At 47.1% G+C, this 16,414-nt stretch carries 15 protein-coding genes; 1 reads left to right on the plus strand and 14 read right to left on the minus strand.

Annotated features, from left to right (window positions below; genetic code table 11):
• Window positions 1-13: 13 nt before the first annotated feature.
• The 8 genes from M1D71_RS22180 to M1D71_RS22215 form a co-directional block, all read right to left on the minus strand.
• Window positions 14-745 carry a metallophosphoesterase family protein gene (locus M1D71_RS22180; RefSeq protein WP_458123709.1) on the minus strand — a complete coding sequence of 244 codons (732 nt, stop codon included), beginning with the start codon at window positions 743-745 and terminating at the stop codon, window positions 14-16.
• Window positions 742-1,686 (minus strand): GNAT family N-acetyltransferase, encoded by a 945-nt coding sequence (locus tag M1D71_RS22185; protein WP_458123710.1) that lies wholly within the window; start codon window positions 1,684-1,686, stop codon window positions 742-744. Before M1D71_RS22185 ends, M1D71_RS22180 begins: the two co-directional genes overlap by 4 nt.
• Window positions 1,687-1,885: 199 nt before the next feature.
• Complete coding sequence (locus tag M1D71_RS22190) at window positions 1,886-2,584, minus strand: DUF1361 domain-containing protein (RefSeq protein ID WP_458123711.1); 699 nt, start codon at window positions 2,582-2,584, stop codon at window positions 1,886-1,888.
• Window positions 2,585-2,618: 34 nt separating this feature from the next.
• A complete protein-coding gene (locus M1D71_RS22195; protein ID WP_458123712.1) occupies window positions 2,619-3,047 on the minus strand; it encodes a GNAT family N-acetyltransferase in 429 nt (142 codons plus the stop codon).
• 137 nt (window positions 3,048-3,184) lie between these two features.
• Entirely contained in the window at window positions 3,185-3,436 is a 252-nt protein-coding gene (locus tag M1D71_RS22200) for a hypothetical protein (protein ID WP_458123713.1), read from the minus strand.
• 127 nt (window positions 3,437-3,563) lie between these two features.
• Window positions 3,564-4,790, minus strand: coding sequence for an amidohydrolase (locus M1D71_RS22205; protein ID WP_458123714.1), 1,227 nt, complete (start codon window positions 4,788-4,790; stop codon window positions 3,564-3,566).
• A gap of 180 nt (window positions 4,791-4,970) precedes the next feature.
• A complete protein-coding gene (locus M1D71_RS22210) occupies window positions 4,971-5,525 on the minus strand; it encodes a methylated-DNA--[protein]-cysteine S-methyltransferase (RefSeq protein ID WP_458123715.1) in 555 nt (184 codons plus the stop codon).
• 36 nt (window positions 5,526-5,561) lie between these two features.
• Window positions 5,562-6,266: a DNA alkylation repair protein gene (locus M1D71_RS22215; RefSeq protein WP_458123716.1), complete on the minus strand. Its 705-nt coding sequence runs from the start codon at window positions 6,264-6,266 to the stop codon at window positions 5,562-5,564.
• Window positions 6,267-6,456: 190 nt separating this feature from the next.
• On the opposite strand from M1D71_RS22215, the gene mgtE reads away from it, so the two are divergent.
• Complete coding sequence (mgtE, locus tag M1D71_RS22220) at window positions 6,457-7,827, plus strand: magnesium transporter (RefSeq protein WP_458123717.1); 1,371 nt, start codon at window positions 6,457-6,459, stop codon at window positions 7,825-7,827.
• A 69-nt stretch (window positions 7,828-7,896) separates the two neighbouring features.
• On the opposite strand, the gene mmsB is transcribed toward mgtE, so the two are convergent.
• From mmsB to M1D71_RS22250, 6 genes are all read right to left on the minus strand, one after another.
• Window positions 7,897-9,060 (minus strand): multiple monosaccharide ABC transporter permease, encoded by a 1,164-nt coding sequence (gene mmsB, locus M1D71_RS22225; protein ID WP_458123718.1) that lies wholly within the window; start codon window positions 9,058-9,060, stop codon window positions 7,897-7,899.
• The gene (gene mmsA, locus M1D71_RS22230) at window positions 9,029-10,594 is read right to left on the minus strand and encodes a multiple monosaccharide ABC transporter ATP-binding protein (protein WP_458123719.1); all 1,566 of its coding nucleotides are present in this window, start codon (window positions 10,592-10,594) and stop codon (window positions 9,029-9,031) included. Before mmsA ends, mmsB begins: the two co-directional genes overlap by 32 nt.
• Before the next feature lie 21 nt (window positions 10,595-10,615).
• Window positions 10,616-11,701, minus strand: a complete 1,086-nt coding sequence (gene chvE / locus M1D71_RS22235) for a multiple monosaccharide ABC transporter substrate-binding protein (protein WP_458123720.1) — start codon at window positions 11,699-11,701, stop codon at window positions 10,616-10,618.
• 309 nt (window positions 11,702-12,010) lie between these two features.
• Window positions 12,011-13,243, minus strand: a complete 1,233-nt coding sequence (locus M1D71_RS22240) for a response regulator transcription factor (protein WP_458127327.1) — start codon at window positions 13,241-13,243, stop codon at window positions 12,011-12,013.
• Window positions 13,244-13,323: 80 nt separating this feature from the next.
• Window positions 13,324-15,192 (minus strand): cache domain-containing sensor histidine kinase, encoded by a 1,869-nt coding sequence (locus M1D71_RS22245; protein WP_458127328.1) that lies wholly within the window; start codon window positions 15,190-15,192, stop codon window positions 13,324-13,326.
• A 91-nt stretch (window positions 15,193-15,283) separates the two neighbouring features.
• Window positions 15,284-16,291, minus strand: coding sequence for a substrate-binding domain-containing protein (locus M1D71_RS22250; RefSeq protein WP_458123721.1), 1,008 nt, complete (start codon window positions 16,289-16,291; stop codon window positions 15,284-15,286).
• Between the last annotated feature and the right edge of the window lie 123 nt (window positions 16,292-16,414).

Here is a 16,414-nt window from a genome sequence, read left to right on the forward strand (position 1 = left end):
CGTTTACTGTCCCCTATATACCCTCTCTCTCCAACTGATTTCCATGGAATGCTTTCAAAATAAAAGCCCGATCTGGAACGTTCAACCGTTCATACGATTGCAGATACTCCCTGTTGTCATATGGAACGCCAATGAATTTCACATCCAGTTTGCCCACTTGGAGATCCACGATCCCGTATCTGGCAATGGCAAGATCGTTACAGCCTAAAGCTCCCGGATTCATATAGATTCGTTGATCTGTTCTATAATAATGAAGAATGTGATGATGACCAAAACAAACCAAATCATAGTTCGTATCCTGATACCTTGCGTCCAATTTGGTTCCGGATGATTCTTTATCGATGACATCCAGCTTGTCGTTGTTCATATGATAGTGAGTCAAAAGAAACCGATATCCTTCGACCTCTTTTTCAACGAATTTCGGTAGAGCTTGTATTCTCTTGATCGATTCTGCACTCAAATGCTGACCAATCCATTCATGATGCTCAGCCATGCCTTTGTGCCCTTCTAATGGACCCTTATTTTGAAGCAAACTCAATACGGCCTCTTCGTGATTCCCTGAGATCGCTATCATATTTTCACGACTGTATAACATCTCAATCACTTCATTGGAGTAAGGGCCGATGCCAATCATATCTCCCAAACAAAATGTATGCTCAACATCCACTCTGGAATCGATATCAGCTAATACCGCTTGAAGCGCAGGAACATTCCCATGAATATCGGTTAAGATGGCAACCTTCATTGTGATTCCTCCTCTGGAATATACATTGTCTGAATCTCCTGTACGCCCGGAATAAATCCCATATTCAGATATACGGACTCGGCATCATTTCCCTGCATTACATACAATCGCAGAACGGGATACTCACCCTTAAGCGCATTCAATGCTCTCTGTAACATCTGTGTAGCAAGCCCTCTTCCTCTAAATGCCGGACGAACCCCTATGCTATATACGGCAGCCTGATTGTCTTGCAGACAAAGGCGACAGTTGGCAATAAGCTGCCCCGTTTCCTTATCGTATACAAGTGTAGATGCCTGAGTAAGAATCTCATTCGTATAATTGGGATCTTCGTCAGGTATAAAATCCGCAAGGGAGGTCTTATTTCTTCGTGTAGCTTCAAGACTTCCTGCAAAACTATCCAGATCACATTGAGCAATTTCAGCCTCATTCATATACTTTCGGGTACCCGATTCATCTTCGATAATTTCCAGACTCTTTACAGTTACTCTGCTGTCCCACTCGATCTCAAAATGATCTGTAGGCCGCTGCATCCAGCGACATCTGAACTCCACTGGCCAGAATCCAGCTCTTGCGTATAGATCCACTTGGTCTGGAAGAACTTCAAATGTCTGTATACGTTTTGTACGATCTGACCATTGCATTAACATATTTCTTAGAAGCTTGAGTACCTCAAATGAATGTTGGAATGGTGGTATAAAGAACAAATGATAAATCTGGTTAGGCTCCATTCGTACCCCGCCTATTTTGCATTCTTCCTTGTAGATCCAATAAGCGTTACTCTTCGAGGAACTGAATTCTTCTTCCCTAAAAAAGCCAACATAACGCATATTATAATAAACGGAACAATATACGCCCCACTCCGCAGGCTCAGCCATTCGAAGCGAATATTCATCCGAAAGATCATATTGAAGAATATCTGTGGACCACTCGGTTAAACCCATACGTCATTCCTCCTCAATTTTAATTAATTGTACCAATTAAAGAACCTTTAGATATTCCACCCCGTGAACATGAATTAACACTTTCTGTGCCTCCAAATGTTCGAACAAATCCAACATGTCCTTAAACGGATTCTCAAAATACGAAAGTCAGGTATGCAAGCTCTGGCGTTGTTTTTATAAAATTGTAATCAAATGGAGATTAGTTGCCAGACCTTGCGGTTAGCAAGGACACAATAACGTATCCAAAAACTTGAACTGTAAATACGATAGCCACAAACTCAACCATCATGCTATTCGCTGCATAGAAATCATTTACAAGATCCACAAAGATCTTCCCAGGCCTCGACAACACATCCCACGAATTCCACCGATTAAATCTTCCAATGTAGACTCCTATACTGCTTAAGAGCAAAATAACGCCTATAACCATCATGCTAATGTACTTATTGACTAATTTGTTTAACATGCCATGGATTTGAATAATCGAACAAGTCGAGAGAAGCAATCCTATTATCGCTACAGCAAACGTCAGAGTAAGACTATACCAAAAATCAATATTGGCCCAGAATCTGGTTTCCCCTTGAGCATCGAAATATCTGAATGAGTGCAGGATCTCTGTAAAAAGATAGGCTGAATTCGGCAGAAAAAATAGCCAAACTGCACACATCAGCCCCATACATATAACGCTCGTTGTTAATTTCTTATTGAATATGTATCTAATGCAAGATGAGATGATGAATGGTACCCATGCCAGGAACATATCCCAGCTTAAAAAGCGATACATATTCGTATCTGTTTGAGCACGTAAATACATAACAACACCTAGACAACATAAAGTAGCCACGAGCAAGGTAACGATAAGTCGGAGATCTTGAACCGGATGTTTGTTATCTTTCATTTTGCTCTTTCTACTTCCTTTTCCCTGATGAATGTTATAAATACTTTTTAAAGGCCTTGCTGGATTCTCCGTTATACCCCAGTTTCGTATAAAAGTGATGTGCTTCTTTTCTGGATGATCCGCTGGTTAGAAACACCTTTATACAATTTTTCTGTACACACACATGCTCTATATGTTTCATCAATTCAGATCCATATCCCTTGCTCTGCACATGTTCCGTAATGATAACCCGCTCAACTACGCCGAATGGTCTATTTTCCACCAAAGCATCCAGACAAATATGTAAATGAGCCGTGCCGATCACCTGATCACCTAGTTCATACACGAACAAGAAACTGTTTGGGTTATTCCGAACTTCTTCAATGCGCTCTGCTAGTACTTTTGTGTTTAAGTTGTTCGGCAATAATTCTTTATACAACCTTTCAATAACCGTTACATCCCTAGCTTCTGCCTCTCTTATCATCAAATTCTCCCCCATTACCTCATCTGATAACTTAAAATGATATCACCGTTGTCCTCGAATTCACCCAAGTCCTGAAATCCGCAATGCTTATATAACGAGTTAGCCGCAATGTTATGCGGAACATGCGATAGCCTAATTTACTGGCAATCACTTCTCTCTTGCTTTACATCCACAATCATCTCTCCTTGCAGCTTATTTACTAGATTTTCTTGAAGGGAATGTTGTCCCAAAAGTACCCGTGCCTCATCCATCACAACTCTTGCCCCCTCATCCCATAGGATGAATATTTCTTTCTCACTCATCTTCGTTTTCACAAGTGGCTGATGGACATGCCGATCTCTCTCCAGGATATATTCGTAGTCGGCTTCCGTTGCATATTCAATCTTCATTGGAATTTCCCCTTCATTAACTACGTCCATCATAACCCAAAATGTGGTATATGCGAACAGTTCCTTCCTCTTTTTCTCCCATGCCAAAAAGCCACGGTTTCCCGTGGCTCTAGACGCTCTATTTTCCTCAATCCGATATCGATCCGCTCACTAATTGCCCCTTGTACCATACGGCCTGCCGCGCAGATCGCCGAGCAACGGCTTCCGCCGAACAACTTGCATGCACCAATACAAAGTTCGCAGTATCTCCTACTCTCGGCCATACCTGCTGCCCTTGCGAATCCAGCGGTGTGATACCACCTGTTACCCATGCCAAAGATTGAGACAAGGACCATTCATCGCTATATCCGTACAGTTCTGCGAAGCGTCCTGCTTTCTCAAGCAGATCTCCATTACCAAAAGGAGACCAATGATCCGTCAGGCTGTCTGTTGCCAGCTTCACATTCACGCCCATACGGTGGAGCATGGGAAGAGGCATCATCGTTCTGCCAATGGGGACCGTGGAGGCAATGCTCATCCCCAGCGAAGCCATTCGCTGCGCCATATCTTCTGCTTCCTGCTGCTCTGCGCGGGCGAACCAGAACGCATGACTCACGGTAACTTTGCCCTGAAGCCCTGCTGTTTCGGTCAGATTCGCGAGTTCCAGCAACGTTTGTTTGCCCGCCTGTCCGCCATCATGCAGATGAATATCTATGCCCGCCTGGTGCTGAACGGCCAGTTCAACCATGGTGTTCAGTGATTTCTCGATCTGCTCGTCCACAGTATGAGGATCAAGTCCACCCACATGCGTTGCACCTTCCTTCATAGCTTGGCCCATAAGCTCCACTGAATTGGAGCGAAGTAGTCCATGTTGCGGAAAAGCCACGATTTCCGAAGAGATTTTACCCGAAAATGAATCCAGAGCCTGCCGCGTCGCTTCCAGTCTTTTCAATCCACTGACCGGTTCTATATTACAATGACTACGTACATGAGTGGAGCCATACCCCTGGATCAAGGTCAGAATACTTTCCGCTTGACGCTTCGCATCTGGTAGCAGCTTTGGCAACAGAACCTTCTCTTCTTCAATACGTTCGAAAATGCTTGAGATTCGCTTAACCGCTGTCCACGGCCCATCGTAGTACGTTTTATCCAGATGAATATGTGCCTCCTCGAACGAAGGCAGCAGCAAAAGTCCCTTGCCATTTACTTGTCGTAGATCGCTAGACAGCGGGTCGTTTCCTTCCACAATCTCCGCGATCACTCCATCTTCAATCCGTAGATGAGCAAGGCTTGTCCGTGTCCCCGTCACCTGTTCCCCTTCCCGAACATAACTCCGTTCCAAAGTCACATTGGTTAACCAGTAGGCCTGCTTCATAATGTCATCCCTCTTTTCTCACCCGGCATTACGTACCCCGGATACCGATTGATCTATGATTCATGGTACCATACGGTTTCACAGGGCAAAAATACGTAAAACGTTGGTGTTCCATACGCGGATCGTTTGTATTACGCTACCTTAATACATGCAAAAAACAGGCACAATGAAGTGCCTGCATTAAAAATGAAACCGCGCATGCCCTCCATCGGTCACGCCTTCAATCTGTTCGATATCCAGTAGTCTGCGCTTCATCTCCAGGCCTCCACGGAATCCGGTCAGCTTGCGATTAGCTCCGATAATCCGGTGGCATGGTAACAAAACCGGAATCGGATTGGCTCCATTTGCAGCCCCAACCGCTCGCACAGCCGATGGTCTTCCAATCGCAGCGGCGATGTCACCATAGGTCCGAATTTCTCCGTAAGGCACACGCCCTAGCTCTCTCCATACCTCCTGCTGGAAGTTCGTTCCGATCAAGTCCAGTGGGATTGCATCTGTATGAGCCATGGTTTCCCCTGCAAAATAGGACTGCAGCCAGTCCATCATACCTGTTCGTTTCAGAGCATCCTCGTTCTCTTCCAGTTCCACACCAGGTGCAACTTTCTGTATCCAACCGCTCCAGTCCTCCAGCGTTTCATTGGGCATGACCACTCGGCACAATCCTTGTTCCGTAGCCAGCAGCACCCATGGACGACCGTCCAACTGCATCGTGGTGTACATCAACTTTTTTCTCATCCGTTTATCGCCCTCTTCCCGGTGGAATGCTTAATGCTAGGAGGTAGCCTGCTTCTTCACCTTTCGTTTCATACTGCGGATGATCTGCTTGTTCTCCGGATCCACGCGATAAGATTCCGTGATTTTCTGAAGTGCCTTATTATACGTAAAATCGTCCAGGGTATTATGCTTTAGATAACGCATGGTCACTTCAGGTTGTTTCACATAAGCCATCGAGATGGCCCAGGCGACTGCCATTTTCACATAATACGCCTCGTGCCGGATCTGATCCAATGCAGTTAGAACCTGATCGATATATCGCTCATCCAGATAAAAATTCAACAGCATCACCACGCCAAACCGGATTTCATATTCCTGATCTGATCTCAGATAGGGCTGCAAAAACGACCACATTGGCTCCGAATGCACCTTCGTATATTTCAGTCCTGCACAGAAGCTGTCGCACACCGACCAATTGTCGATCTTCGGTACAAATGCTTCAATGGCCTTCAGCAGTTCGTCCAGATCGGCCTGTACATGTCCAATCACCATCGCTTGCAGCATCACTTCTTCAAAGTATTCATCGTCTGCCGTCTCCAGATACATGCGCCAGTCCCCGGCAGCAATCTGTTTGGCAATCTTCCGTAAAGCCGGCAATCTCACACCTAGTACATTGGTGATATTAGGAATGAGCGCAGCTGAGAATTTCTGATATTCCGGCTCAGCCAGGCTGAGCAATTGTGTTCTGATATCTGCTTCCACTCGCACATGTCCTCCTCTTTTGTTGCTGTACAACAAGTATATCCTTGCAGCGACTGTTTGTAAGCCCATATCGAATGTTTGAGCAAGATTACAATATCATTTTGGTACTCTGTATTTTCCATTCATTGTTTAACCGCTAACCCATTCCGTTTAAAAATATGAAGCTAACCGTTTAGAAAGGAGTGTCGATATGAAAGAATCTGATTCCAGGAAAGATTTTTCTGTTGAAGAGATCACCGGACAACTCGTACAATATGTGCAATCTGGGAACCTGCCCGATTTTTATAAATTGGTGAAAGAACTGCATCCCTACGACCTATCACTTGTATATAAAAAGTTCCCTGAAGAAGAAACCAATCGGTTTCTGCTCCTGTTCAAACCCGATGCCCTTGCGGATCTCGCCGAGACCTTGAAGCTGCACGAACAGATTCAGCTGTTTGAACGACTCGGGCCGGAACGAACGCTTGAAGTCATGCAGCAGATGGACAAAAGTGATCTGATCCGGTTCATGCACGATTTGCCTGCCAAACGCAGAGAAGAATTGCTGTCCAACATGAACCTGGATCACTCTGCCATTATCCGATCCGTGCTTAGTTATCCACCGGAGACAGCAGGACGCATCATGACAGATCGGTACCGGACCCTGCTCTCTCATGAGACAGCGAAGGAAGCCCTACGGCAATCCCAAGGTACCATGCATATCTCCGCCTCCAGTTACCTCTATGTGACCGATGATGAAGGCAAACTGGTCGGTGTCGTGAGTTATCGATCTCTTGCCTTGGCTGCCGACAAGACCCAGGTTGAAGAACTGATGACCCGGCGGGTGATTCATGCAACAGTGGATATGGACCAGGAAGAAGCGGCACAGCTTCTGCAGCGTTATGAGTTCAATGCGCTTCCGGTGGTGGATGAGAATCACAGGCTATGCGGTATCATTCAGATGGATGATGTCATTGATATTATTATGGATGAAGCCAGTGAAGATTTGGCCAAGATGGGTGGTGGTGGTAAAGATATCGACTTTGATACCAAACCACTCGTTGCCGTCAGACGCAGGCTTCCCTGGCTCATATTGCTTCTCTTGATTGGACTAATCTCGGGAAGTATCGTGGATTTCTTCGAGGATACACTGAATCAGGTTGTGGCACTGGCATTCTTCATGCCGATGATCGCGGGTATGACGGGGAACACAGGAACGCAATCTCTGGCTGTTGTGGTACGTGGACTGATCGGGCGCAAGCTCGACAAAGCCACCGTACTCGCACTGATTGGTCGGGAGATCAAAGTAGGCACGATGATTGGCTTGGTATGCGGATTACTGATCACCGTCATTGCTTATTTCTGGCAAGGGGACTGGCTACTGGGCGCCATTATCGGGGTGTCTCTGTTCCTCACTCTGGTCATTGGTACACTGACCGGTACATGCATCCCGCTTCTACTTAGTCGTTTCAAAGTCGACCCTGCTGTCGCCTCTGGCCCGTTAATCACCACATTGAATGATATCTTGTCCCTGTTTATCTATTTTGGGATCGCCACACGTTTCCTCGATGCCTTGATGTAAATAAGTTGGGCACACAGCAAAACAGACCTGATCCTGAGATCATGGTCTGTTTTTTCATTTTATCAAGTGCTACGCAGATCTTTTATTTTTATTATAGATATCAAACGCTACAGCCAGCAGTAAAACCAATCCCTTAATCCCCTGCTGCCAGTCAATGCCGAGGCCAATCAAGGACATCCCGTTATTCAGCACACCCATTACCAAACCACCGATAATAGCACCAAATACCGTACCTATGCCCCCTGAAGCGGAAGCACCACCGATGAAACAGGCCGCAATGGCATCCAGCTCGAAGTTGGTACCCGCCCTTGGCGTAGCAGCATTCAGACGTGCGGCGAAGATCAACCCGGATACTGCGGCAAGTGTACCCATGTTCACGAAAACCCAGAAGGTTACCTTTTTCGTTTTGACTCCGGACAGACCTGCGGCCTTCTCATTACCTCCAAGCGCATACACATGACGTCCCATGACGGTACGATTCATCACGAAGGAATACACGACGATCAAGACAAACAGCAGGACCAGGATATTCGGAATACCCGCATAACTTGCGAGGACAAACGTAAACAGATTCGTCACGACAGCCACTACAATCAGCTTGAGCAGAAACAGCCCCTGTGATACGACCTCAAATCCATATTTTCGCTGGGAGCGGCGTTCCCGCAGTTCATTAACGATGTACCAGACGGTGAGCACAAGACCCACAATAATGGATACCAGACCGAAACCTGAGAATTGAATGTCCGCCAGGAAGCCCGAGCTTATTTTCTGGAATCCACCCGGAAAAGGAGAGATGGACTGCCCCTCCAGCACGATCATCGTCAAGCCGCGGAACAGCAACATACCTGCCAGCGTCACGATAAATGCCGGAATTCGCACATAGGCGATCCAGAAGCCTTGCCATGCACCGATCAAAGCACCAACCAGCAAGGAAGCGATGACCGCAAGCCAAGCCGGAAGCTGCCAATCAACCATCATAATCGCGGCAACGGCACCGACAAAGGCTGCAATGGAACCGACAGACAGGTCAATATGCCCGGTAATAATGACCAGCACCATTCCGATTGCCAGCACCAAAATGTAGCTGTTCTGCAAGATCAGATTCGTAATATTAATCGGCTTGAGCAACAGCCCGCCTGTCAGTACCTCGAACAAGAGCATAATCACTACCAGGGCAATAATCATGCCGTATTGACGGATATTACTTTTGAACAGTTTTGTTATCATTTCCATGCTTGCCGCCTCCAGACTTGGTCATATATCTCATCAACGTTTCCTGCGATGCTTGCTCCCGGCTGACTTCACCGGTGATTCGCCCGGCATTCATCACATAGATCCGGTCACACAGGCCAAGAACCTCCGGAAGCTCGGATGAGATTACCAGTACGCCCTTGCCCTCAGCAGCAAGCCGATGAATGATGGTATAGATTTCGAATTTCGCTCCCACATCAATACCGCGGGTGGGTTCATCCAGGATAAGAATATCCGGTCCGGCAAAAATCCATTTGCTGAGCACCACTTTTTGCTGGTTACCACCACTCAGATTGCCGGTCTTCTGCAAAATACTTGGTGCTTTGATATTCATGCTTTTCTTCATCTCTTCCGCTACCAGTACTTCTTCGCGCTCGTTCACTACCGCGTTTCGCGTCAACTTGCTCAGACCCGTTAAGGAAATATTGCGCTTGATGTCATCCATCAGAATGAGTCCGTATTCCTTGCGGTCTTCTGTCACATAAGCAAACCCATTCTGAATGGCCTCTGTGACGGTATTGTTGTGGATCGGTTTACCATCCTTGATGAGCTGTCCCGAAATATTCCGGCCATAGGATTTGCCAAAGATACTCATGGCAAGCTCGGTACGCCCAGCGCCCATCAGCCCGGCAATCCCTACAATCTCACCACGTCTGATATTCATATGGATCTGATCCAGTACTTTTCGCTCGGCATGATGTTCGTGATATACCGTCCAGTCCTTTACCTCAAGGATGATTTCCCCTATGGTGGCATGACGCTCCGGATATCGGCTGGTGAGATCACGTCCTACCATCCCGCTAATAATCCGGTCCTCCGTCACTTTTTCCTTTTTCATATCCAACGTCTCAATCGTTTTGCCGTCCCGTAAAATGGTCACGGAATCGGATACCTTGGATACCTCATTCAGCTTGTGCGAGATCAGGATACAGGCGATGCCCTGTTTCTTGAATTCCAGCATTAATTGCAGCAAATTTTCACTGTCGTCCTCATTCAGCGCAGCAGTTGGTTCATCCAGAATAAGCAGCCGCACCTTTTTGGAGAGCGCTTTCGCAATTTCGACCAGTTGCTGCTTGCCTACGCCGATGCTGGATACCAGCGTGTTTGGATTTTCGCTCAGCCCCACCTTCAAGAGTAGCTCCCGTGTACCCACAAAAGTTTCCTTCCAGTCGATGATTCCTCTGCTGGCACGTTCATTTCCCAGATATATATTTTCCGCGATCGAAAGGTAGGGAATCAAAGCCAGCTCTTGATGGATAATGACGATTCCCAGATCCTCGCTTTGCTTGATATCCTTGAACTCACATTTTTTGCCCTGAAATAAAATATCGCCTTCATACGTGCCATTTGGATATACACCGCTCAGCACCTTCATCAACGTAGATTTACCTGCGCCATTCTCACCACATATGGAATGAATTTCGCCTTCCCGGACTTTCAGATTGACATTTTCCAGCGCTTTGACGCCAGGAAAGGTTTTGGTGATGTTCTTCATTTCCAGAATGATTCCAGCCATGAGATGTGCTCCTTTCATTCATTATTTCAGTCCGATTTCTTCCTTCGTGTAATACTGGGTACCAACGATATCCTGCTCCACATTCGTACGGTCCACGGAGATCGGATCCAAGAGATACGCCGGGACAACCTTAATCCCGTTGTTATATGATTTTGTATCATTAACTTCCGCCTGTTTTCCTTGCAAAATACTATTGGCCATCTCTACCGTCTGCTCGGCTAACTTCCGCGTATCCTTGAACACGGTTTGCGTCTGTTCCCCGGCAACAATCGACTTGATCGAGGCAAGTTCGGCATCTTGACCCGTAATGACAGGCAGCGGCTTGTTCGAAGTACCATAACCGATCCCTTTCAAGGATGAGATAATACCTATGCTGATTCCATCATAAGGAGATAAAACTGCATCCAGATTATCACCCGAGTAGTAGGCACTAAGCAGGTTATCCATCCGTGACTGGGCCAGTGCACCATCCCAGCGCAAGGTGGCAATCTGGGCCATCGTCATCTGCTTGCTGCGTACGACCAGCTTACCGGAATCGATGTACGGCTTCAGGACAGACATCGCACCATCGAAGAAGAAATAGGCGTTATTATCATCCGGAGAGCCGCCAAACAGCTCAATGTTATATGGTCCCTTTCCTTCCTTAAGCCCGAGCTTTTGTTCAATGTAGGAAGCTTGAAGCACACCCACCTTAAAGTTGTCGAACGTGGCGTAATAGGTCAAATAGGGCGTATTGCGAATGAGCCGATCATACGAGATCACTTGTATCCCTTCATCATGCGCCTTCTGAATCACATCCGTTAGTGTGTTGCCATCCACGGACGCAATGACCATCACATCCACGCCTTTGGTGATCATGTTCTCAATCTGGGAAATCTGATTTTCGACCACATCCTCAGCATACTGAAGATCGGTTTTGTACCCCTGCTCCTGAAACAGACGGACCATGTTCTCCCCGTCTCCCACCCATCGCTCTGATGATTTGGTTGGCATCGATATACCGACATATCCCTTCTCCTTGCTGCCTGGACCACTCTCTGCCAGATTGCAGGCCGAGAGCATCAAAGTCATCACCAGAAACAAGATGAGCATTGCTCCTTTTTTCATATGAAGTTCCCCTTTCCTCACGTCATACGGTTCTGAATGAGTTTTAAGATAACGCTTACAATGCATGTGGTGCATCCTGTTGCTTGCCGTTCCTATCTGAGACCAATGGTAGCATCCGAGATGCCGCAAGGTCTTTGCACGTTTTGAACCTTTTTTATAAAAATTTAACTTTTGATGAAAACGTCAATTGCGAGTGTAATCCATGAAGGATCATTTCAGGATCAAAAAAAGGACATGCTCCACTTCGCCTCACACGAAGTAGAACATATCCATCTCATTCATCACACGTCGGAATGAACAACTGTAGTACTATATTCGATTCGCTGAAGGACGATGAGCCGTCCCTCCGTTCTTTCGATACTGCGCAGGCGAAATGCCCATTGTTTTTTTGAACGCGGTGCTGAAATAATGCTGGGTGTCATAACCTACACGCTCGGATATGGTGTGAATTGGCAGTGTTGTTGAGTCCAGCAACTGTATAGCCTTTCGAATGCGAGCATGTGTGACGAGCGTGACGAAGGAATCATTCAGCTCTTTCTTCAGTACACGACTAAGGTATACGGCAGAGACTTGTAGACGGGAAGCAAGCGATTCCAAGGTCAGTTCCCGTTCGGCATAGTCTTCATGAATAAGTTGTCTTGCCCGCCGAACCAGAGGGGACAACTGCACTTCCCCGTATACCAGTTCACGGCAATGACGGTACGTTTCCGGCGTTTCCTCCAGTGTTCCTGCATGTGTCTCCACATGAGCATGAATGGCAATATTGAGGCAAGAACTGATCTGCTGTTCCAGAAGGGACTTTATTTCTTCAGGGGCTTCCTGCCACAGACACATGCCAATCAATCCGCTTGCGTCCCGAAACAGGACATGATGCAGGTCTCCCAGCAGTTCACTGATTATATTTTCCACTGCAAACAGAAATAACTGACGATCATTCTCTCTCATAATCGTCTGACGTGCTTCAGCTGCAGGCCAGCGCACGATCCCGATCTGCACAGGTGGGATGGCGGGCAAACGCAAAAACACAAGCTGCTCGGTCAGATTTTTCCCCTCAGCCTGCCCTTCCAGCCATTCCAGCATAAATCGCTGGCGAAGCAAGGGGATATTGCGTTCAATCTGATGGGCTGCCTGTTGTACATATGACGTCCTCTGATGCTCTTCAGTAAGCCGCTGATGCAATCGCTCAAGCGCAGCATATAATTGATCTGCTTGTACAGGCTTTAAGATGTAATCCTCTACGCCAAGACGAACCGCCTCCTGCGCATATGCAAATTCATCATGTCCCGAAATGATCAGGTAACGACAGCCCGGGCACTTCTGCTGCAGAGCACGAATTAGTTCAATTCCGTTCAGGAATGGCATATTCATATCGACGAGAACAATATCCACACCCAAGTCAGCAGCCCGTTCCAGTGCTTCTTCACCATCCTCTGCTTCACCCGCAACCTCCATTCCGAGAGCCTCCCAGTCGATTGCATCCCGAATTCCCTCACGAATGATCGGCTCATCATCGGCGATGAGTACGCGGTACTTCTTCGCCATGTGGCTATCCGGAGAATTTTCAATTACGTTGGTTGATGCGTATATATCATCTGTTTCAGTGAAAGTCATCGCTGTCGGTTTTATGAATTTTTCCATTCACTCTCCTGCCTCTCTTCGTTATTGAATTGCTGCGTTGGTGGAAGCTCTCGCATCAACGGATGAATGACGGTCACACTAGTTCCTTCACCTTCCTCGCTCTCCAGCACAATACCGTACTCATCGCCAAAAGACAGTCGGATACGTGCCTGCACATTCAACATTCCATAGCTTTTGCCCGTTATACCAGGCGAAGACGCTTCCAAACTTGCCAAAGGAGCTTTGAGCAGATGCTGCATCTCGGCAAGCCGTTCTTTGGACATCCCCGCTCCATCATCCTGAACGGTCAGCAGTAGTCTGCTATGTTCTAATCTGGCCTCCACCCGAATGTGTCCCGGCCCACGCCTGCCCTTGATTCCATGATAGATTGCATTCTCTACCAGAGGCTGAAGAAGCAGCTTTAACACGAAAAGATCCCGCAGCTCCTCTGGAATATGCAATGTATACTGAAGACGATCACGGTATCGTGTCTGCTGAATTTGCAGATAGCTGGTCATATGTTCAATCTCGGAGTGTAGCGGAATATAATCCTGTCCTTTACTAAGCCCTATGCGAAATAATCGAGATAACGCACTAACCATGCCGGATACATCTTCTGCACCCTCTTTGCGTGCCATCCAATGAATCGTATCCAGGGTATTGTACAAAAAGTGAGGTTTGATATGCTCCTGCAAACTTCGCATTTCAGCGTCACGCTTCTGCCGCTCCCGCAATTCATTTAGCGATATCAGTTGTCGAATCTGTGCCAGCATTCGGTTATAACTGTTGCCAAGCATGCCAATCTCATCAGCGCGATCACTCCATCGGCCTGCTCTGAGATTACCGGTCTCCGCCCTGCGCATATAGGACATGAGCCGGAAAATCGGCTGAGCAATGGAACGCGAGAACCATAAAGAGGCACTCAGGCCGAACAAGCACACCACAAATACAAAGCTAACCACGTAAAACTGGATTTGGCGTACTTCGGATATCGATTCTCTTGTTGGAAATACCCCGACCGTTCTCCAATCCGTAAAAGTAGATGATTGGTACATGAATAATAACGCTCCACCCTTTGTTTCGGCGGTAAACGTTCCACTCTCCCCGGAGGGGAACCAGTCTGTAGGGATGTGTTCTATTAGCGGATGTTCCGGCTTGTACACACTTTGACCCTCTCCATCCGTCACCATCACATAACCGGATTTCCCCAAGGTTACATTACGGGCAGCCTGCGAGACAGATCTTAGTTTAAGATCAATCATAATAACGCCACGCACACGTCCTGACGCTTCATCCGTTATGGAACGCGCAACCGTTACAATCTCATCATCCTTGTACCGTACATGTGTCGTGAGATTGCGCTCTTTTGGCTGACCCAATACCATGAAAATGCCCGGATTGGCCGAAGCTTTTTGGTACCAACTTTCCTGGGTCAGGCTCTGCTCATCTCGGGGATACATCTCGTTGCTAATATAATCACCACTTCCATTGACGAGAACAATTCCGGCGATTTCAGGATACAACGTTGTGAACCCCTGCAAGGTTTGCTTGATGCCATATAACCGATTTTGATCCGTTTCGGCATTTGTGTCCATGTTCATCGGTTCGATGCCTGCATCATCATTCGGTGGCATTTTGTCGTCCATAAAAGCATCAACTTCCGGGTCAAACGCAATCAGATACGTCATGTTTTGCAAATTCTCCATCTTGCTGTTCAGAGCTTCATTCACTTTGCCAATCAGTTGCATGGTATGCCCTTCAACCTGTCGCTCCACTACCCGCTCCACCGTCCAGTTCACAAGCAACCCGAGTCCTACGGAAGGTACAATGGCGAATAGCAGAAAAAGCAGCATCAGCTGGTAGCGAAGGGGCATATTACGCAAGCGTAAACGCCGAATCCTGTTCCTGAAAGTTGAGAGAAAATCTCTCATGCTCCAGCGCCTTGACCTCTTGGAATACTTCTTGTTATTTGGCATAATAATCATCCACATCTGATCGAGTCACCACAGAGATACCTGTGTCCACCATCACGGGGAGCGGTGCATTTTCACCAGATGAGGATGGGGCAGGAACCGTTAACTGGTGATGCAGATGGAACAAATATTGGAGTGACCAATATCCCATGTTCCAGGTACCCTGTGCAATTGTAGCCGAGATCGTACCGTTCTTGATCATATCCAATGTAGCCTTATTCGTATCAAACGAAATAATCTGCACTGGATGCCTTTCCCCGGCAGTTTGAACGGCTTCACCCGCTCCTGCTCCTCCAGTGGCTTCAGTCACAAAAATACCCGCCAGCTCCGGACGTTCCTTCATCATTCTCAGTGTTTCATCTCTGGATACCATCGCATCACCATGTCCGTCTGCAACTTCAACGACCTGCATGGATGGGTATCTCTCCTCAATCGTATCGCGGAAGCCCTTCGTGCGTTCTTCATGATTTTGTTGTCCAGGCAGGGTTAATACCGCGACCTCTCCCTCACGACCCAGCAGTTCAGCCATTTTATCGGCAGCCATTACACCCGACTTATAATTATCTGTCCCAAGAAAAGAATAGGCCTGGCTACCAGGTGCATCCGCGTCGAATAATACAACAGGGATATCTGCGTCGATTGCCTTGTTAATGGCTGGAATTAGCGATTGCGGATCGATCGCAGATATGGCAATGCCTGCGGGTTTACGAGCGATGGCCTGCTCAATCACCATGGTCTGCTCTTTCGCATCATACCGGGTAGCCCCGCGATATTCTACGGTCACGCCAAGCGCATCCGCGGCATCTTCGAAGCCTTTGAGCGGGCTCTTCCAATACTCTAGCCCAGACTGGAATGTAATCATGATATACGTCTCCCCGATATCGCCGCGCAGCCCCCGGTCCTCCCATGAACTGTTTACCTGACTGGTGTATTCGAATCTCAATACATACAGCGCAAATGCTGAGATTAGTAAAATATAAACCAGCAGCATTTTTTTCATTCTGTTCACTTCCTCAAGTAGTCTAATCACCTTGTACTTCGTCTAAATTGTAAACGCAATCATTCAAAAAGAAAACTCCCCCTCTTCTTTTAAAAGGAAGCTCCTGTTGCTAACCATGTACCT

The organism is Paenibacillus sp. Z3-2 (assembly GCF_054161325.1).